This is a genomic window from Amycolatopsis sp. CA-211722, from assembly GCF_056828465.1.
On sequence record NZ_CP184752.1, the window covers coordinates 2,152,421 to 2,171,299 of the forward strand.

An 18,879-nucleotide genomic window follows, 5' to 3' on the forward strand; every position below is an offset into this window, starting at 1 on the left:
GCGAACTCGCGTGATCAGAGGCGTAACACGCGTGATTGGGGGCGTAACTCGCGTGATTGAAAGGCGATCACGGGTCGAGCAGGCCGGCGTCCCTGGTCAGGTCTTCCGGCGAGCCGGGCGCGGCCACCGGCGTGCAGCCGGTGGCGGGGTCCGCCGCCGAATCGGTGCCGTTGTGGTGCGCGGCGCCGGAGCGGGTGAGCTGACGTGAACCGGCGTCGAAGCACACCTGGTACGAGCCTGGAAGCACCTGCTCGAAGGCGTAGCGCCCGTCCGGCCCGGTCGAGGTCGAGGCGACCTCCTTGCCGGAATTGTCCTTCAGCGTCACTTTCACGTCGGGGACACCGAGTTCGTCGCGGCTCTGAAGGCCGTCCTTGTCCTTGTCCAGCCACACGAAGTCGCCCAGCCTGCTCAGCGGCGCGACGAGACCCGCGGAGAGCGTCAGGTCCTGCCGCTTGCGAGGCCCGACCGTGGTGGTCGCGGTGCAGCCGGTCGCCGGGTCGGCGTCCGAATCCTTCGTGTCGTCGCCCGCGTCCTTCGCCGTGTACGTGAACGGGAGCCCGGCGATGTCGAAGCAGACCTGGTAGATGCCGTCCTTCAGCTTGGTGAAGCGGTACTTGCCGGCGGCGTCGGTGGTGATCGTCCCGAGCGCCTTGCCCGACGCGTCCTTCAAGGTCGCCTTCACGCCTTGAACGCCCGGCTCGCCGGGGTCCTGCAGGCCGTTCCGGTCGAGGTCGTTCCAGGCGAACTCGCCGATCTCGTCGATCGCGGGCGGCGGGGTGACCTTGATGGTGGTGGTCGCGGTCTTCTTCGGCAAGGTTCCGCTGGAGACGGTCGCGGTGCTGACGCGGCCGTTGTCCGCTTCGGTGACGTTCTTGTGGTCGCAGGTGACGGTCGCCGACTTGCCTGCTTCGAGGGTCGCGATCGGGGCGGGGTTCACGTCGCAGTACGGATCTTCGACCTTGATGCCGGTCAGCGTCGTGGTGCCGTCGTTGGTGACCGTGAACCGGTAGTTCGCGGTGGTGCCCGCCTCCAGGGTGGCCGTGGCACCCCAGGCACCGCTCGCCGGATCCCGCACCTCCGCCTTCGCGGAGAACGAGTCGACCCGCAGATGGACGCAGTCCCACATGACCCAGTTGCGGTCGGTGGCGGCGAAGAACTTCACCGAACCGGCCGACGGCGGGGCGATCGACGGCGGGAAATCCTGCCGGGCCAGTTTGCCGTCGGACTCGACGGCGTGCACGACCTCGAGCTTGTTCTCCAGGACGACCTTGCCGGAGCCGTTGTAGAACCGCAGCCCCGTCTCCTGGACGGCGTCCGCGCGCCGACGGTTCGTGCCGGTCCAGTCGGTCAGGGTGTAGACGCCGCCGGGCACGAACTTCATCGCCGCGTAGGCGGTGCTGACCATGTTGTCCGGGGTCGAGATCAGGGCGTACTTGCCGCCGTCGGGCTGGTAGCCGCTGGCCGTGGACAGCCGGGGCTGTTTGCTCCTCGGCGTGCCGGGCGGCACCGGGGCGGCCGGGTTGAAGGTGTACCCGGCGGGCGGGCTGCCCTGCTCGACGCTCGGGTTCGGCGCGACGCCACCGGTGCAACCGGACGGGACGGTCGCCGCCTGCGCGTACGAAGGGACGAAGCCGGAGACGAGCGCGCCCGCCGCGATGAACACCAGTGCCCTTTTCACAGGGCTGAAGCTAATGAGCGGGGCAGGCTTCCGTAATCACCGAACGGTGTCGTCCGGCGCCCCGATCAGGGAGAACAAGTCTCGCCGAGAGTGATCGGGGCGCCGGAGGCGACTACTTGACGCCGATGCGGCCGACCTGGCCCCAGCGACCCTTCTTCCACACCGACACGATCGACGGACGCGGCTGCGAAGTGCCGCCGTCCGGCCAGTGCGACGTCGGGTTCGCGGAGCTGTCCGCGTCTTCACCCGGATGCTGCACGGCGACGAGCACCAGGTGGTCGGTCACCACCGGGCCGCAGCATTCCGCGCCGACCGGGACCGACAGGAACTGCTTGACGTGCCCGCGTTCCGGACCGTCGACCGGCACCGAGAACAGCCCGTCGTGCGCGCCCAGCGCGTTGCCGTCGGTGGAGATCCACAGGTTGCCGTGGCGGTCGAACGCGACGTTGTCCGGGCACGAGATCGGGCTGACCTGCTCCTTCGGGAACCCGCCGAAGTAGGTGTCCGCCGTCTTCGGGTCACCGCAGACCAGCAGGAGCCGCCAGGAGAACTTCGTCGACGCGGCGTCGCCCCGGTCCTCTTCCCACTCCAGGACGTGGCCGTTGCGGTTGTTCGGCCGCGGGTTCGCCTCGTCGACGTTCGCCTTGCCGGCGGGGCCGCGCTGGCTGTTGTTGGTCAGCGCCGCGTAGATCCGGCCGTTGACCGGGTTCGGCTCGATGTCCTCGGGGCGGTCCATCTTGGTCGGCTTGACCTTGTCCGCCGCTTCGCGGGTGAAGACGTAGACCTCTTCGGCCGTGAAACCGTCCACAAAGGACTTGTCGCCCGACGCCAGCGGGATCCACTCGCCGACACCGTCGAATTCGCCGTCCGAGGGCAGTTTCCCGGTGCCGTCGATCTCGGCGGCCGGGCTGTCGCCGGTGAAGCGGCCGACGTACAGGGTGCCGTCGTCGAGCAGCGCCGAGTTGTGGCGGCGCGCGTGCGCGCTCTTGCCCGGCTTGTACTTGCCCTTGGAGACGAACTTGTAGATGTACTCGAAGCGCTCGTCGTCACCCGAGTAGACGGCGACGCGGCCGTCCTTGGTGATCTTGATGTTCGCGGCCTCGTGCTTGAAGCGACCGAGCGCGGTGTGCTTGATCGGCGCCGAGTGCGGGTCGTTCGGGTCGATCTCCACGACCCAGCCGAAGCGGTTGGCCTCGTTGGGCTCCTTCGCGAGGTCCCAGCGCTTGTCGAACCGCTCCCACTTACGGGTGCTTTCGGTGCCGGAGAAGCCGTACCGCTTCAGCCGCGCGGCGGCGACCGGGTCGGTGACGCTCGCCGCGTTGGCGAAGTACTGGTTGACGTTCTCCTCGCCGGAAAGCACGGTGCCCCAAGGGGTCACGCCGCCGGCGCAGTTGTTCTGCGTGCCGAAGACCTTGCGGCCGGTCGGGTCCGCGGAGGTCTTGAGGTACTTCGAACCGGCGGCCGGGCCGCGCACCTCGAAGGCGGTGTTCAGCGTGATGCGGCGGTTGAACGGGCTCGGCGTCACGCGCAGGGCGCCACCGATCGGGTCGCGGAAGGCCTGGACGACCGAGAGGCCGTGCGCGGCCCACGCGATCTTGATCTGCTCCTCGGTCGGGTTCTTCGGGTCGTACTGGTCGGCCGGGAACATGTGGACCTCGGTGGTGTACTCGTGGTTCACCACCAGCAGGTTGCGGATGCCCAGCGGATCCTGCGGGATCAGGCCGACGAAGTCGCAGTTGTAACCGAACTGCTTGGCCTGCGCGGCCGCGGTCTGCTTGTGGAAGTCGAACTTCGGCGCGCCCCACTCGACGGCGTCGCCCCAGCGGATGACGACACGCTGCTCGTAACCCTCGGGGATGGTGATCGCGTCGAGGGTGTTCGGCGGCACCGCTTCGAAGTCGGTGCCGGGCACCGGACGCCCGGGACGGCCCGGCTTGCCGCGGCCCGCGGCGGCAGCGCTGGATACGTCGGCCGGGGTCTCGGCGGCGGCCGTACCGGACAGCGCGGCGAAACCGCCCGCGGTGGCGGCCATCACGGCGCCCGCCTTCAGCGCGCCACGACGGGAAAGCACGTTCTTGACGACGTCGCCGAAGTATTCGTTGTCCGACGTGTTCGGCTCGGGGTGGGCGCACGCGTTGCCGCAGCGGTACTCGCAGGTGACCGCGGAGCGGCCACCGGGGTGGGAGGTGATCAACGGCAGGAGCCGCTGAGGCTCGAAGGACACAGGGCCTCCATGGTCGCGGTGGGTACACGTAGTCCAGTCGGGGGAACGTCGTGACGGTAAGCGACCAAAACGATCCAGCTCTGGCCAGAAGATGAACAGCGCGCGAACGAGCGATGGCGCGCTGCCGGACCCGGCAGCGCGCCATCGACCAAAAGTACTGCTAGATCGTTGCTTTTCGACTAGGAACCGATGTCCGCCAGGCCATGCCTGCCGGGTTTCCACACCGCCACCACGGAGGGACGAGGCTGGGTTTCCCCGCCGTCCGGCCAATGGGAGGCCGGTTTGTCGGCGTTCGCGCCGTCCACTTCACCCGGATGCTGGACACAGACCGTGACGATCTTCCGCTCGACGATCGGCCCGCAGGTCTCCGCGCCGCGGGGCACCGTGAGGAACAACTTCAGCTCACCGCGGTTGCGCCCCTCCAACGGCACGGAGTAGAGGCCGTCGTTGATGCCGAGGGCGCCCGCCGAGTCGGTGGAGATCCAGAGGTTGCCGTGCCGGTCGAAGGCCACGTTGTCCGGGCTGGAGATCGGCGAGACCTGGTCCTTGGGGAAGCCGGCGAAGTAGGTGTCCGGCGAGGCAGGGTCGCCGCACACCAGGAAGAGCCGCCAGCTGAAGGTCAGCGCGAGCGCGTCCCCGCGCCGTTCTTCGAGCTCCAGCACCTGGCCGTGCTTGTTGTTCAGCCGCGGGTTGGGCTCGGTGGCGCCTTCCTTGCCGGGGTTGCCACGCTCGACGTTGTTGCTCAGCGCGCAGTAGATCCGGCCGGTGTACGGATGGGCCTGGATGTCCTCGGGCCGGTCCATCTTGGTGGCGCCCACCCGGTCGGCCGCCTCGCGGGTGAAGACGTACACCTCTTCGGCGCTCATTCCGTCCACAAAGGACTTGTTGCCCGACGCCAGCGGGATCCACTCGCCGCCGCCGTCGAATTCACCGTCCGAGGGCAGCTTTCCGGTGCCGTCGATCTCGGCGGCCGGGCTGTCGCCGGTGAACCGGCCGACGTAGAGCGTGCCGTCGTCGAGCAGGGTCATGTTGTGGCGCCGGGCGTGCGCGCTGTTCCCCGGCTTCATCCGGCCCTTCGAGATGAACTTGTAGATGTACTCGAAGCGCTCGTCGTCGCCGGAGTAGGCGACCACGCGGCCGTCCTTGGCGACGCGGATGTTGGCCGTCTCGTGCTTGAACCGCCCGAGATGCGTGTGCTTGACCGGGGTGCTGTCCGGGTCGTTCGGATCCAGCTCGATCACCCAGCCGAAGCGATGGGCCTCGTTCGGTTCCCTGGCGATGTCCCAGCGCGCGTCGAACCGCTCCCACTTGCGGGTGGTCGCGGTGCCCTTGATGCCGTACCGCGCGTAGCGCTTGCGCTTCACGGGGTCGGTCACCGTTTCGGCGTTCCCGAAGTACTGGTTGATGTTCTCCTCGCCGGACAGGATCGTGCCCCACGGCGTGACGCCGCCCGCGCAGTTGTTCATCGTGCCCAGCACCACCGTGCCGGTGGGGTCGGCGGCGGTCTTGAGCAGGTCGCTGCCCGCGGCGGGGCCGGTCACCTTGAACGGCGTGTGCAGCGTGATGCGCCGGTTGTAGCGGGACATCTTCGGCCGCAGGTGCCCGGTGTCGCGTCCGCGCGACACCTGGACGACGGTCAGGCCGTGGGCCGCCCACGCGATCTTGACCTGCTCCTCGGTCGGGTTGTCCCGGTCGTACCCGCGGAACATGAACTCTTCCGACGTGTATTCGTGGTTCGTGACCAGCAGCGAAGTGAGGCCCCAGTGGTCGAGCGGCAGCAGCGCGGCGAAGTCGCAGTTGTAGCCGAACTGCTTCGCCTGCGCCTCGGCCGTCTGATGGTCGAAGTCGAACTCCGGCGCACCGAGCAGCACCGCGTCACCCCAGCGGATCACGATGCCCTGCTCGTAGCCCTCGGGCACCACGACGGCGTCGAGCGTGTTCGGCTGAACCCGTTCGTAGTCGGTGCCGGGTGGCGGCTTCGGCCGCCCCTCGGGAGCGGCGGACGCCGGCGCCGCGAGCGCGAGCGGCGTCCCGGCGGCCAGTGCGACGACGGCCGTCGCCTTCAGCGCGCCACGGCGGCTCACCGCGCCGAGCACGTCGGCGAAGGTGGGGTTGTCCGAGGTGTTCGGCGCGTCGTGGAAGCACGCGTCGCCACAGCGGTAGGTACAGGTCACTGACGCCCGGCTTGGTGAATGGCCGGCCAGCAACGGAAGGAATTTCACGCGGACCTCCGCATCTGCAGTTCGGGAGGTCGACGCTAAGGCACCGGACCGACGAGAGGAAACCCCTCGTTGGTCCGGTGTTCACCCTTTGTTCCGCTTTACATCTCTTCGCCGACGAGGACCGCCTCGGCCGGAATCGTGTGCGGGTCAGCCGACTTCTCGCGGATCGTCAGCAGGGCGCCGGCCAGCACGCACAGGATCGCGGCGATCACGAACGGCGCCTGCTTCGCGCCGAACCACTCGGCCAGGTGACCGACGACGGTCGCGGCGACCGCGCCGCCGAGCCAGCGGCAGAAGTTGTATCCGGCGCTCGCGACCGGGCGCGGGGCGCCGCTGATCGACATGGCCGTGCCGGTGAACAGCGTGTTGAGCAGGCCGGACACCAGCCCGGACAGGATGATGCCGACGACCAGCACCGGCTTGCTCGGGATGGCCATGATCAGCAGCAACACGGCGTAACCGAAGACGGCGACCACGGTCGCGTGCCGCTCACCGAGCTTCGCGGCGAGCTTCGGCGCCAGCACCACGCCCGCGACGGCGACCGAAAGGCCCCAGCCGCAGAAGATCAGGCCGACGGCGACGGCGCTCCACTCCAGCACGAACGGCGACCAGGCCAGCACCACGAAGAACGCGGCGGTGTACAGCGCGGAACCGATCGAGGTGCGCAGCAGCCCGCCGTGCTTGAGCGCGCGGAACGGGTCGAGCAGCCTGATCCTGGGCCGCGTCTCCTTCGCGTCGGCGGTCAGGAAGATCGAGCAGAGCACGAGACCGCACAGCATCAGCACCGAAGTGCCGAGGAACGGGCCGCGCCACGAGATGCTGCCGAGCAGCGCGCCCAGCAGCGGGCCGACCGCGAGGCCGACGCCGAGCGCGGCCTCGTACAGCAGGATCGCGCCCGCCTGGCCGCCGGTCGCGGCGCCGACGATGACCGAAAGCGCGGTCGCGATGAAGAAGGCGTTGCCGAGTCCCCAGATCGCGCGCAACCCGATGAGCTGCTCGATCGACCCGGACGCGGCGCACAGCGCGGTGGCGACGACGACCAGCGTCAGCCCGGCGACCACGGTCCGCTTGGCCCCGAACCGGGCACTCATCGCGCCGGTCACCAGCATGGCGACCGCCTGGACGCCGAGGTAGCTGGAGAACAGCAGGGTCACTTCCGACGGCGTCGCCTTCAGGCCTTCCGCGATCGACAGCAGGATCGGGTCGACCAGTCCGATGCCCATGAACGCGATGACCGCGGCGAACGCGGTGATCCATACCTGCTTGGGCTGTCCCTTGACGGCGTCCAACAGGCTCGAGTGGGGCTCAGCGCTCATCGCGGATCAGTTCCTCCTTCTTCTCTTCGTGCAGCAACCTGGTGAGGGCGGGGAGCGCGGCTTCGATCGCGGCGCGGTCGGTCTCGTCGAGTTCGAAGAGCCGCTCACGCAGGAATTCCTCCCGCGCGACGATCAACTGCCGATGGAAGCGCTGCCCGACCTCGGTGACCTCGACGAGCACGGCCCGGCCGTCGGCGGGATCGCGGCGGCGGCTGACCAGGCCCAGCCGTTCGAGACGGCGGACGACGTCGGTCATCGTCGGCATCCGGACCCGCTCCAGATCGGCGAGCGTGCTCATCCGGCGCGGACCGCCGTTGAGCAGCTCCGACAGCACCGAACCCTGGGTGAGGGTGAGCCGCACCTGCGGCGTCTCCCGGCGGACGAGGTAGTACAGCCGGAACACCAGCGGGCGGAGCCGGTGGGCGAGCTCGGCGACTTTCGTGGTCACTTAGCCATGCTAACTAAAAATACTGAGCATGGCTAAGTAATCTGCCGCACAGGTTTTCACCGCCTAGGCTTGGGAGCGTGGAAGCGGTGATCTTCGATCTCGACGGTGTCCTGGTGGATTCGGAAACGATGTGGGACGAGGTCCGCCGGGCGGTCGTCCACGAGTTCCACGGCACCTGGCGGGAGGAATCGACCAGGGCGATGCAGGGGATGAGCACCCCGGAATGGGCCGCCTACCTGGCGCACGACCTCGGCGTCCAGCTGCGGCCCGCGGACGTCGCGCAGGTGGTGATCGACCGGATGGCGCGGCGGTACGCGGAGAAGCCGCCGATCATCCCGGGCGCGCCGGGTGTCGTCCGCGAAGTCGCGAAGCACTGGCCGGTGGCGATCGCGAGCTCGTCGCCGCCGCTGCTGATCAAGGCTTTCCTGGACATCACGCGGCTGCCGGTGCCGACGGCGGTGTCGTCGGAGCAGGTCGGCGCGGGGAAACCGGCGCCCGATGTGTATCTGAAGGCGGCCGAGCTGCTGGGCGCGGAGCCGAAGAACTGCGCGGCCGTGGAGGACACGACGAACGGGCTGCGCGCCGCACTGGCCGCGGGGATGACGGTGTACGCGGTGCCGAATCCGCATTTCCCGCCGGACCCGGCGGTGCTGGCGGAGACGACGGTGGTCCCGGTGATCACGGACCTGCCGGCGGCGCTTCAGGAGGGCTGATTCCGGGCCGACGGGTGTTGCGAAAGCCACTTTCGCAACGTTGAAGGTTGCGAAAGTGGCTTTCGCAACGCTCCCGCTCGGGACCGGACCAGGTTCAGCCTCTCGCGGGCGCCCGGATGTCATGAAAGGGCCGTTCCTGACGAAAAACGTCAGGAACGGCCCTTTCATGACATTTGAGCGGCCGCGAGGGTCACGCCTCGCCGGCGATGAACTTCTCGACCTCGTCGCGCGCGGTGGCGTCGTCGTACTGCTCCGGCGGCGACTTCATGAAGTAGGAGGAAGCCGACAGGATCGGGCCGCCGATGCCGCGGTCCTTCGCGATCTTCGCGGCGCGCACGGCGTCGATGATGATGCCGGCCGAGTTCGGCGAGTCCCACACCTCGAGCTTGTACTCCAGGTTCAGCGGCACGTCGCCGAAGGCGCGGCCTTCGAGCCGGACGTAGGCCCACTTGCGGTCGTCGAGCCACTGCACGTAGTCGGACGGCCCGATGTGGACGTTGCCCTTGCCGAGCTCGCGGTCGACCTGCGAAGTGACCGACTGGGTCTTCGAGATCTTCTTCGACTCGAGCCGCTCCAGCTCCTTCATGTTCAGGAAGTCCATGTTCCCGCCCACGTTGAGCTGCATCGTCCGGTCGAGCTGGACGCCGCGGTCTTCGAACAGCTTCGCCAGCACGCGGTGCGTGATGGTGGCGCCGACCTGGGACTTGATGTCGTCACCGACGATCGGGACGCCGGCCGCGCGGAACTTCTCCGCCCACTCGGGGTCGGAGGCGATGAACACCGGCAGCGCGTTGACGAACGCCACACCGGCGTCGATGCAGGCCTGCGCGTAGAACTTGTCGGCCTCTTCGGAGCCCACCGGCAGGTAGGAGACGAGCACGTCGACCTCGGCCTCGCGCAGCGCGGCGACGACGTCGACCGGGGTCTCGTCGGACTCCTCGATGGTCTCGCGGTAGAAGCGGCCGAGCCCGTCGTAGGTGTGCCCACGCTGCACGGTGACACCCAGCGGCGGCACATCGGCGATCTTGATCGTGTTGTTCTCCGAGGCGAAGATCGCCTCGGACAGGTCACGGCTGACCTTCTTGGCGTCCACGTCGAACGCGGCGACGAACTCGATGTCGCGGACGTGGTACTCGCCGAACACGACGTGCATCAAACCGGGCACGCGAGTGCTGGGATCCGCGTCACGGTAGTACTGAACGCCCTGGACCAGCGAGGCCGCACAGTTGCCGACGCCCACGATGGCCACCCGAACGCGGCGGTTCTCGCCCATGCCGGTTTCTCCTTCATTAGTCCAACAGTTGTAGGTAATGCGCAGCGCGCTCGGAGGCGCCTCAGGTCTCCGGTCCGCGCTGCTCGGCCTGTTCGTGCGCGATCAGCTCGTTGAGCCAGCGCACCTCCCGCTCACTGGACTCCAGCCCGAGCCGGTGCAGCTCACGGGTGTAGCGGTCGATCTTCTCCTCGGCCCGCGCCATTGCCGTCCGAAGTCCTTCACGGCGTTCCTCGACCCGACGACGACGGCCTTCCAGGATTCGCATCCTGACGTCGGCCGGTGTCCTCGAAAAGAACGCCAGGTGGACGCCGAAGCCTTCGTCGTCCCACGTCTGCGGCCCGGCGTCGCCGAGCAGTTCGGCGAACCGTTCCTTGCCCTCGGCGGTGAGCTTGTACACCCGTTTGCCCCGGCGTGCCCACGCCCGGTCTTCCACCTCTTCGAGCTCCTCGACGAGGTAACCGGCGCGAAGCAGCCGACGCAGGGTGGGGTACAGCGAGCCGTACGAGAACGTCCGGAACATCCCGAGCGTCTCATGCAAACGTTTGCGCAGCACGTAGCCGTGCATGGGGGTCTCGTGCAGCAGCCCCAAGATCGCGAGCTCCAGCACACCGCACCCCCTTCCGGGAACAAACCGCGACCGGTCGCGTTGGCCACCGTGACCGGCTCGGTCAACCTACCGGCCCACTATATCGCGCCGATACATCGGAGTGGTGTAGCTAACCCCGATCGAGCACCGGGGATCCCGGGGAAATTCACCGGACAGTTATCGAATCGTCGGCGTGTCCGACCGCGTACGGACGGTCCCGCCGACAACGGGGCGTGGACCACACAGGAAGAGCCCGTACTCTGTTGGCGTGCGAAACCAGCGGCAGGTCGTGGACTACGCCTTACAGCGGCGCGCGCTGCTCAAGGGCGTCCACTCCGGACGCGTCGGCACATACGACGTCTGCGACGCGGGCCCGTACCTCCTCCGGGCCGCGAAATTCCACGGCCGACCAGGCGATCAGGACTGCCCGGTCTGCCATCGGGAGGAACTCACCCTGGTGTCGTGGGTGTACGGCGACGAGCTCAAGCACGCCGCCGGATCGGCCAAGACGCCGGAAGAACTGGTACGGATGGACGGGCACTTCGCGGAGTTCACCGTCTACGAGGTCGAGGTCTGCCGGAGCTGTCACTGGAACCACCTGGTGCGGTCCTACGTCCTCGGAACAGGAGATCCGGGTACCACCCGGCCACGGACCCGGTCGCAGAGGACAGCGGGTCAGTGACAGGTATCGAAAACGCAGTTGAGCACAGAGCGGCGTCCCCCGAAGCGCCGGTCTGGGAGGCCCATTCGTGAACGACGACCGCAATCGCTCCTGGCCTGGCCAGGAGCCTGATGCACCTCGCCGTGCCCAATGGCCGGGCGAAGACGACGAACCCGGCTGGCCGAGCGAAGAACCGCCGCGCCGCCCCCAGCGCCGTACTCCCCCGAACGGCGTCCCCCGCTCGGCGAACCCGCGTCCGGGCGGCGGCCCCCAGTGGCCCGGCGGTGACGCCGGCGGCCCCGAGTGGCCCTCCGATGACCGGGAACCGCGTCGTCCCGCGCCTCCGCGACGCCCCAATGGCATGCCCCCGCGCAGGCAGGGACCGCCACCGCCGGGAGCACGAGGCCCCGCCGGTGACCAGCGGTCCCGCCAGGGTGCCCCGCCTCCGCCCCCGCCCGGCAATCGCCGTCCTCCCGCCCCTGCCGACCAGGCCACCGCGATGGTCCGGCCGGTCGAGCCGGAGCCGTACGAGCGCGAGCCGGAACTCATCACGCACCACGCGCACAACGGCACCGAAGACCCGTACGGCTACGACCCGTACGACGACCGCTATGACGATCGTCACCCGAACGCCGCGTTCGGCGCGGAGGGCGAGGATCCCTACGACGACGAGGCCGCCGAAGACGACGAGGACGGCAAGAAGAAGGTCCTCACGCCGAAGCAGCGCAAGAAGCGACGCTGGCGCATCGTCCGCCGGGTCCTCTACGCGATGTTCGGCCTGTTCGTCGTGGTACCCGCGATCGCGTTCGTCATCACCTACTTCCTGGTGGACGTCCCGTCGCAGGAAAGCGTCGCGAGCCTGCAGAGCCAGCCGATCACGCTGATGTACGCCGACGGCAGCCCGATGGGCAAGATCGCGCCCGCCAGCGGCGGGAGCCGGTACCTGCTGAAGCCCGGCGAGGTCCCGGAAGTGGTCAAGAAGGCCGTGTACGCGGCCGAGGACTCGTCGTTCGAGACCAACTCCGGTTTCGACGTCGGTGGCATCCTGCGCGCGGTCTACAACAACGTCACCGGCGGCCAGGGCGGCGGTTCGACGATCTCCCAGCAGTACATCAAGAAGGCAACGGCCAACGAGGCGCCGACGCTCACCCGTAAATGGACCGAGCTGGCCAAATCCTTCAAGATGAACAACCAGATGTCCAAAGAGGAGATCATCACCGCCTACCTCAACACCATCTACTTCGGCCGCGGCGCGAACGGTATCGAAGCGGCCGCGCAGGCCTACTTCAAGAAGCCGGCCAAGGAGCTCGGCGCGTCCGAGGCCGCGCTGCTCGCCGGGTTGATCCAGGGTCCGAGCCGGTCCGAGAACGAGCCGTACGCGCAGCGACGCTGGAACTTCGTGATGGACCAGATGGTGTCGAACAAGTGGCTCGACCCGGGCGAGCGCGCCGCCGCGCAGTTCCCGAAGCCGATCCCGAAGGCGCAGGCGAAGGCCGACGACGCCGGGACGCTGAGCCTGCACATCCGCAACCGCGTGATCGACGAACTCGAAGCCCGCGGCTACGACCAGGACCGGCTCCACCAGGGCGGCTACAAGATCACCACGACGATCGATCCCAAGGCGCAGAAGATGGCCGAGGAATCCGTCGCCGAGGGGATGAAGGGCCAGACGGACGAGAACATCCTGAACGCGCTGGTCGCGATCGACCCGAAGACCGGCGGCGTCGTCGCCTACTGGGGCGGCCCGGACTGGACCAAGAACGCGCAGGGCCAGGACGTCCAGGCGATGGACTGGGCGAACGTGCCGCACAACCCCGGTTCGGCGTTCAAGGCCTTCGACCTGACCGCGTTCCTGAAGATGGGCCGCGGACTCGGCGAGACCTTCGACGGCTCCAACAACCGGAAGTTCGACGGCCGCACGATCCGGAACGCGGGCGAGAGCTCCAACTGCGGCACGCAGTGCACGGTCGCCGAAGCGATGAAGGTCTCCGCGAACACCGTGTTCTACGACATGGTCCGCAACGAGACGAAGGTCGACCCGGTGGCGAAGGCCGCGAAGGAAGCCGGCGTGATGGTGGAGGCCGAGGGCGGTAAGGCGAAGCTGAGCCCCGACATCAACATCGCGCTCGGCGGTGGTGGCACGGTCACCACCGCGGAGGACATGGCGGCCGGTTTCGCCACCTTCGCCGGTGAAGGCGTCCGGCAGAAGCAGCACTTCGTCGCCAAGCTGACCAACTCCCAGGACGAGGTCGAGTTCGACGAGACGACCCCCAAGGGTTCCCCGGCCTTCAGCGACGACGCCGACAAGAGCAAGCAGATCGCGGGCAACGTCACCGACGCGCTCGAAGAGGTCATCCCGTACTCGAAGCTCAAGTGCCCGAAGAATCACGAGTGCGCGGGCAAGACCGGAACGCAGCAGTACGACTTCAAGGACAGCGACCCGGCGAGCTACCGCGACCGCAACGCGCAGACCTGGATGGTGGGCTACACGCCGAGCATCTCGACGTCGGTGTGGGTCGGCGGCGACGGCAACAAGCCGCTGCACGACAAGAACAACAAGCCGATCTACGGCCGGACCATCGCCGGTCCGATCTGGGAAGACTTCATGTCCCGGTACATGACCGGCAAGCCGTCGGAGAAGTTCGACAGCGTCAAGCCGATCGGCAAGGACGCGCGCACGGTGCCGACGACGACGGCCCAGAAGCCGCCGGAGACGTCGACACCGCCCGAGACGCCGACGACCACCCCGACGCCGACGACGCCCACGTCGCCGACCGAGACGACCGAAACGGGTGGCTGGCCGACGAAGCCGACCAAGCCCACCAGGCCGACGAGGCCCGGCCCGGGGACTTCGGATCCGTTGTTCCCGAACGCCGAAGATCCGTGACGATCGGGCTGAGCACCTGAAGGAAGGTGTGCCGGGCGGTTGCCCGGCACACCTTTTTTCGTGGCATCGGTGAACCTGAACCGATCCGATACGTCTTAACTAGAAGGAGACCTGCGACCGCAGGACCGCGCTCACCACGGAAGGTTCGGAGGACGTCCCAGTGAACGACGATCCCCACGGCGGATGGCCAGGTCAGGACCCTGACCCCGCACGTCGTCCGCAACGCCCGGCCGGACCGCCCCGCCGCCCCGCCGGCCCGCCCCCAGGGCACGGGCAGCGGCAGGGTCCCCCTGGTCAGGCGCCGTGGCAGCGCCAAGGGCCGTCCCAGCAGCAGCCGCCACCGCGTCGCCCGCAGCGGCCGCCGGTCGCGCCGCAGCACGAGCCGGACCTCATCACCCATCACGAGCACAACGGCACCACCGACCGCGGCTACGACGGGCCGTACGACGACGAGCCGTACGGCCCGGAGACCGACGAGAACGGAAAGCCGATCCTCACTCCCGCGCAGCGCAAGAAGCGCCGGTGGAGACGGATCCGGCGGGTGCTGCTCGCGCTGTTCTGCCTGTTCGTCGTCATCCCGGCGATCGCGTTCGTGATCACCTACTTCGCCGTCGACGTGCCGTCGCCGCAGTCCGTCGCGGCCACGCAGGGCCAGGCGGTGACGTACTACTACGCCGACAACACCGAGATGGGCAAAGACGTCCCCAAGGGCGGGAACCGGCAGATCCTGACGCCGGAACAGATCCCGGACGTCGTCAAGAAGGCGGTCATCGCCACCGAGGACGCCTCCTTCGAGACCAACTCCGGTTTCGACATCGGCGGCATCCTGCGCGCGGTCTACAACCAGGTGACCGCGGGCAAGGGCGGTGGCTCGACCATCTCCCAGCAGTACATCAAGGTCGCCAGCGGGGAGGACGAGTCGTCGCTCGCCCGTAAATGGACCGAGCTCGCCAAGTCCTTCAAGATGAACCAGACGTACGAGAAGAAGGACATCATCGCGGCGTACCTGAACATCATCTACTTCGGGCGCGGCGCGTACGGGATCGAGGCGGCCGCGCAGTCGTTCTTCGGCAAGCCCGCGGGCGAGCTGAACGCCTCCGAGGCGGCGCTCCTCGCCGGGCTCATCCAGCAGCCGGGGCGCTCGGAGAACCCGAAGGTCGCGAACGATCGCTGGAACGTCGCGCTGAACCGGATGGTGCAGAACGGTTTCCTCTCCGCCGCGGACCGCGCCACCTTGCAGTTCCCGACGCCGATCCCGCAGACCGACAAGGTGCAGGCGGGCGTGGTCAACCCGTTCATCCGCGACAAGGTCATGGACGAGCTGGCGGCGAACGGCATCACCGCCGACGTCTACTACCGGGGCGGGTACAAGGTCTACACGACCATCGACCCGAAGGCGCAGGCCGCGGCCGAGCAGGCGGTGGCCGACGGGATGAAGGGCCAGACCGACGAGAACCTGCTCAACGCGCTCGTCGCCATCGACCCGAAGACCGGCGGCGTGAAGGCGTACTACGGTGGCCCGTCCATCGTGAAGGGCCCCGACGGCAAGGACCAGAAGGGCCGGGACTGGGCGGACACCCCGCAGAACCCCGGATCGTCGATGAAGCCGTTCGACCTCACCGCGTACATGCAGCTGGGCAAGGGCGGCATCAACTCGACGTTCGACGGGTCCAACAACCGGCAGTTCGGGAAGCAGACGATCCGGAACGCCGGTCCCGGTAGCTCGTGTTCGGCGCAGTGCACGGTGTCCGAAGCGATGCAGCGCTCCGCGAACACGGTGTTCTACGACATGGTCGTGAACGTGACCAAACCGGGGCCGGTGGCACAGGCCGCCAAGGACGCCGGGGTCAGACCCGCCCCCGAGGGTGTCTCCGAACTGTACGCCGACAACAACATCGCGCTCGGCGGTGGCAAGACGGCCGTCAGCCCGGAGGACATGGCAGCCGCGTACGCGACCTTCGCGGGCGAAGGCCAGCGGCGGGACAAGCACTTCATCGTCAAGGTGACCAACTCGCAGGACGAGGCCGCGTACACCGCTCCGGAAGAGGCGAAGCCGGCGTTCGCCGACGACGCCGACAAGAGCAAGCAGATCGCCGGCAACGTCACCGAGTCGCTCAAGGGTGTCATCCCGTTCTCGAAGCTCAAGTGCCCCAACAACCACGAATGCGCGGGCAAGACCGGAACCCAACAGCACACGTACCGTCCGGGCGAACCCGCGTCGGCGAAGGACGCCAACTCGCAGACCTGGATGGTCGGCTACACGCCGTCGATCTCGGCCGCAGTGTGGGTCGGCGGCGACGGCGACAAGGCGCTGAAGGGGAAGAACGGCAAGTCGATCTTCGGTTCGACGATCGCCGGGCCGATCTGGCAGAAGTTCCTTTCCCTGTACCTGAACGGGAAGCCGGGGGAGCGCTTCGAAAAGGTCAAGATCATCGGCGGGGGCGACGAGAACACCGTCCCGTCGACGCAGACCCCGCCGGACGAGGACGAGGGCTCGACCGAGACCGGCACGCCGTCGACCGGCCCGTCCACCGGGTCTTCCTCCTCGCGGAACCAGGAAGAAGAGACGTCCAGTTCGCGGAACCCGCCTTCGTCGAGTGAGAACAACGGCGGCGAAGAAGAGAGCGGCGGCAACGGGCCCGGCCGGGGCGGCGGCAGAGGCGACAACGAGTAGTTAGAGGGTGACGACGCGCCGCTCGGCACCTGAAAGGTGGGCGGCTTCGATGACCCGGAGCGCCTCGACGGCGGAGGCGGGGTCGACCGGGAAGCCGCCCTTGCCGAGCAGCGCGTCGCGCACCTGCGCGTAGAAGTCCTCGTACCGGCCGACCTCGGTGGGCACGGTTTCGACGTCGTCGTTCACGCCGAGCACGCCCGCGTCCGACGGCGGCTCGACGCCCCAGCCGGGGTCGCCGGGCCGCAATCCGTCCTTGATCTGCGGCTCCTGGACGTCGAGGCCGTACTTCGTGAAGGTCGCCTTGTCGCCGAGAAGACGGAACCGCGGGTTCCGGGTGCCCGCGAGCGCGGACGCCCACAGATGCGAGCGCACCCCGTTGGTGTGATGGAGGGCGACGAAGGCGTCGTCGTCGACCGACACCCCGGCGCGGCGCCTGTCGAGCTCCGCGTAGACCTCGGCGACCGGGCCGAACAGCTGCAGCGCCTGGTCGACGATATGCGCGCCGAGGTCGTAGAGGAGGCCGCCCGCCTCGGCGGGGTCGCCGAACTCGCGCCAGTTGTCCCGCGGTTCCGGCACCCAACGGTCGTAGCGTGACTCGAACCGGAAGACGTCGCCGAGACGGGCGGTCTCGAGGACCTTCCGGACGGTGAGGAAGTCCGAGTCGAACCGGCGGTTCTGGAACACCGTCAGCCCGACGCCCTTGGCCTTCGCCGCTTCGACGACCTTCGCGGCTTCGGCCGCTGTCGGCGCGAAGGGCTTGTCGACGACGACGGGCAAGCCCGCCTCGATCGCCCGAAGCGCGAGCGGAACGTGGGTGCGGTTCGGCGTGCTGACGACGACCAAGTCCAGCTCGCCCGCCTTCGCGAACAGCGCGTCCGCGTCGGGCAGCACGTCGGCGGCCGGATAGTCGGCACTCGCCTGGCCGACCCGGTCCGGGTTCGAGGTGACGATGGCGGCCGGGGTCAGCCCCGGTGTCGCGTCGACCAGCGGCGCGTGGAAAACGCGTCCGCCGGTGCCGTATCCGAAGATCCCCACTCGCAAGTCAGCCATGACACCATTAAACAACAGTGTTGCGTAATCAGCCAGTCGTGGCAGGATGCGCGCTATGCCGGAGACCGGGGTCAATTTGCGCGGCCTGCGCCAGCACAATCGGACACTGCTGCTCACGCATATCCTGCGCGCGGGCGGCCTCAGCCGCGTCGAACTCGCCGAACGAACCCGGCTCACCCAGCAGGCCGTCTCGAAGATCGTCCCCGAACTGCTCGAAGCGGGCCTGCTGGACGAGGAACGCCAGGCCGCGTCCGGCGTCGGCAAGCCGCGCACCCTGCTGCGCGTCCGCGCGAACGCCCGGCACGCGCTCGGCGCGCAGCTCGACCGAGACTCGTTCCGGGTGCTCGTGACCGACCTCACCGGGAAGATCATCGCGTCCTGTGGCGGCCCGCTGACCCCGGGATTCACCCCAGACCAGGCCGTTGCCGCCGTCGGCGAAGCGGCCGAAACGCTACTCGACGGCGTCGAGCGCGAAGGGGTCCTCGGCCTCGGAGTCGGCAGCGTCGGCCCTCTCGACCACCGCGAAGGAGTCGTCCGGGACGCCACGAACATGCCGGGCTGGCACCACGTCCCCCTGCGTGACCTGCTCGCGAAACGCACCGGGCTGCCCGTGCGGCTCGACAAGAACACCAACGCCGCCGCCTTCGCCCAGCAGTGGCCGGAGGGCGACCAGGCCGCGACCGCCGTCGTGCTCGTCGGCACCGGGATCGGCGTCGGCCTGCTGATCGACGGCAGGCTGTATCGCGGACCGAGGACGAACGCGGGCGAGTTCGGGCACACCACACTCGCCTTCGACGGACCGCGCTGCGCGTGTGGCCGTCGAGGCTGCGTCGAGGTGCTCCACAACGCGGCGGCGACCACGGAGGAGGCCGCGGGCCTGCTCGGGATCGGTCTCGCCGACCTCGTCCAGGTCCTCGACCTCGAACGGGTCGTACTGACCGGCCGGTCGGTGCGCGCGGAGCCAGAGGTGTATCGCGACACCGTCGCCGCGCGGCTTCGGGAGCTGCTTCCGTTGCCGCACTGGCAACGGATCCAGGTCGATCTCGACGAGATGGGCGACGACGTGGTCGCGTTCGGCGCGGCGGCGGAGGTGCTGGCCGGGTTCTACGACAGCGGCGACATCACCGGGTGGTCACCCGGTTAGGCG

13 protein-coding genes are annotated in these 18,879 nt (G+C 68.5%); 5 read left to right on the top strand and 8 right to left on the bottom strand.

Annotated elements, in window-relative coordinates:
• Positions 1 to 67: 67 nt before the first annotated feature.
• The 5 genes from ACOCEP_RS10635 to ACOCEP_RS10655 form a co-directional block, all read right to left on the bottom strand.
• Positions 68 to 1,678 (bottom strand): DUF7850 domain-containing protein, encoded by a 1,611-nt coding sequence (locus ACOCEP_RS10635; RefSeq protein WP_482337089.1) that lies wholly within the window; start codon positions 1,676 to 1,678, stop codon positions 68 to 70.
• A 112-nt stretch (positions 1,679 to 1,790) separates the two neighbouring features.
• Positions 1,791 to 3,902, bottom strand: coding sequence for a PhoX family protein (locus tag ACOCEP_RS10640; protein ID WP_482337090.1), 2,112 nt, complete (start codon positions 3,900 to 3,902; stop codon positions 1,791 to 1,793).
• 179 nt (positions 3,903 to 4,081) lie between these two features.
• Positions 4,082 to 6,124, bottom strand: a complete 2,043-nt coding sequence (locus tag ACOCEP_RS10645) for a PhoX family protein (protein WP_482337091.1) — start codon at positions 6,122 to 6,124, stop codon at positions 4,082 to 4,084.
• A 98-nt stretch (positions 6,125 to 6,222) separates the two neighbouring features.
• Positions 6,223 to 7,440, bottom strand: a complete 1,218-nt coding sequence (locus ACOCEP_RS10650; RefSeq protein ID WP_482337092.1) for an MFS transporter — start codon at positions 7,438 to 7,440, stop codon at positions 6,223 to 6,225.
• Positions 7,430 to 7,888, bottom strand: a complete 459-nt coding sequence (locus ACOCEP_RS10655; RefSeq protein ID WP_482337093.1) for a MarR family winged helix-turn-helix transcriptional regulator — start codon at positions 7,886 to 7,888, stop codon at positions 7,430 to 7,432. Before ACOCEP_RS10655 ends, ACOCEP_RS10650 begins: the two co-directional genes overlap by 11 nt.
• A gap of 77 nt (positions 7,889 to 7,965) precedes the next feature.
• Here ACOCEP_RS10655 and ACOCEP_RS10660 point away from each other — a divergent pair, with 77 nt between their 5' ends.
• On the top strand, positions 7,966 to 8,601 hold the full coding sequence (locus tag ACOCEP_RS10660; protein WP_482337094.1) for an HAD family hydrolase: 636 nt from the start codon (positions 7,966 to 7,968) through the stop codon (positions 8,599 to 8,601).
• A gap of 190 nt (positions 8,602 to 8,791) precedes the next feature.
• Here ACOCEP_RS10660 and ACOCEP_RS10665 read toward each other — a convergent pair whose 3' ends face one another.
• Entirely contained in the window at positions 8,792 to 9,874 is a 1,083-nt protein-coding gene (locus ACOCEP_RS10665; protein WP_191255714.1) for an inositol-3-phosphate synthase, read from the bottom strand.
• Positions 9,875 to 9,935: 61 nt separating this feature from the next.
• Positions 9,936 to 10,481 (bottom strand): PadR family transcriptional regulator, encoded by a 546-nt coding sequence (locus tag ACOCEP_RS10670; RefSeq protein ID WP_005168208.1) that lies wholly within the window; start codon positions 10,479 to 10,481, stop codon positions 9,936 to 9,938.
• Between the two features lie 247 nt (positions 10,482 to 10,728).
• On the opposite strand from ACOCEP_RS10670, the gene ACOCEP_RS10675 reads away from it, so the two are divergent.
• The 3 genes from ACOCEP_RS10675 (at position 10,729) to ACOCEP_RS10685 (ending at position 16,682) form a co-directional block, all read left to right on the top strand.
• Positions 10,729 to 11,142 (top strand): DUF5318 domain-containing protein, encoded by a 414-nt coding sequence (locus ACOCEP_RS10675; RefSeq protein ID WP_192747244.1) that lies wholly within the window; start codon positions 10,729 to 10,731, stop codon positions 11,140 to 11,142.
• Positions 11,143 to 11,620: 478 nt separating this feature from the next.
• Positions 11,621 to 14,008: a transglycosylase domain-containing protein gene (locus tag ACOCEP_RS10680; protein WP_482337095.1), complete on the top strand. Its 2,388-nt coding sequence runs from the start codon at positions 11,621 to 11,623 to the stop codon at positions 14,006 to 14,008.
• A 160-nt stretch (positions 14,009 to 14,168) separates the two neighbouring features.
• Positions 14,169 to 16,682 (top strand): transglycosylase domain-containing protein, encoded by a 2,514-nt coding sequence (locus ACOCEP_RS10685; RefSeq protein WP_482337096.1) that lies wholly within the window; start codon positions 14,169 to 14,171, stop codon positions 16,680 to 16,682.
• Here the strand turns inward: ACOCEP_RS10685 and ACOCEP_RS10690 are convergent, their stop codons facing one another.
• Positions 16,683 to 17,717 (bottom strand): Gfo/Idh/MocA family oxidoreductase, encoded by a 1,035-nt coding sequence (locus ACOCEP_RS10690; protein WP_482339679.1) that lies wholly within the window; start codon positions 17,715 to 17,717, stop codon positions 16,683 to 16,685.
• Positions 17,718 to 17,787: 70 nt separating this feature from the next.
• On the opposite strand from ACOCEP_RS10690, the gene ACOCEP_RS10695 reads away from it, so the two are divergent.
• Positions 17,788 to 18,876: an ROK family transcriptional regulator gene (locus ACOCEP_RS10695; protein WP_482337097.1), complete on the top strand. Its 1,089-nt coding sequence runs from the start codon at positions 17,788 to 17,790 to the stop codon at positions 18,874 to 18,876.
• Positions 18,877 to 18,879 lie beyond the last annotated feature (3 nt).

Bases quoted from the DNA above. Each gene is read 5' to 3' on its own strand.
- ACOCEP_RS10665 (WP_191255714.1), bottom strand. From the start codon at position 9,874: ATGGGCGAGAACCGCCGCGTTCGGGTGGCCATCGTGGGCGTCGGCAAC.
- ACOCEP_RS10695 (WP_482337097.1), top strand. From the start codon at position 17,788: ATGCCGGAGACCGGGGTCAATTTGCGCGGCCTGCGCCAGCACAATCGG.
- ACOCEP_RS10680 (WP_482337095.1), top strand. From the start codon at position 11,621: ATGGTCCGGCCGGTCGAGCCGGAGCCGTACGAGCGCGAGCCGGAACTC.
- ACOCEP_RS10650 (WP_482337092.1), bottom strand. From the start codon at position 7,440: ATGAGCGCTGAGCCCCACTCGAGCCTGTTGGACGCCGTCAAGGGACAG.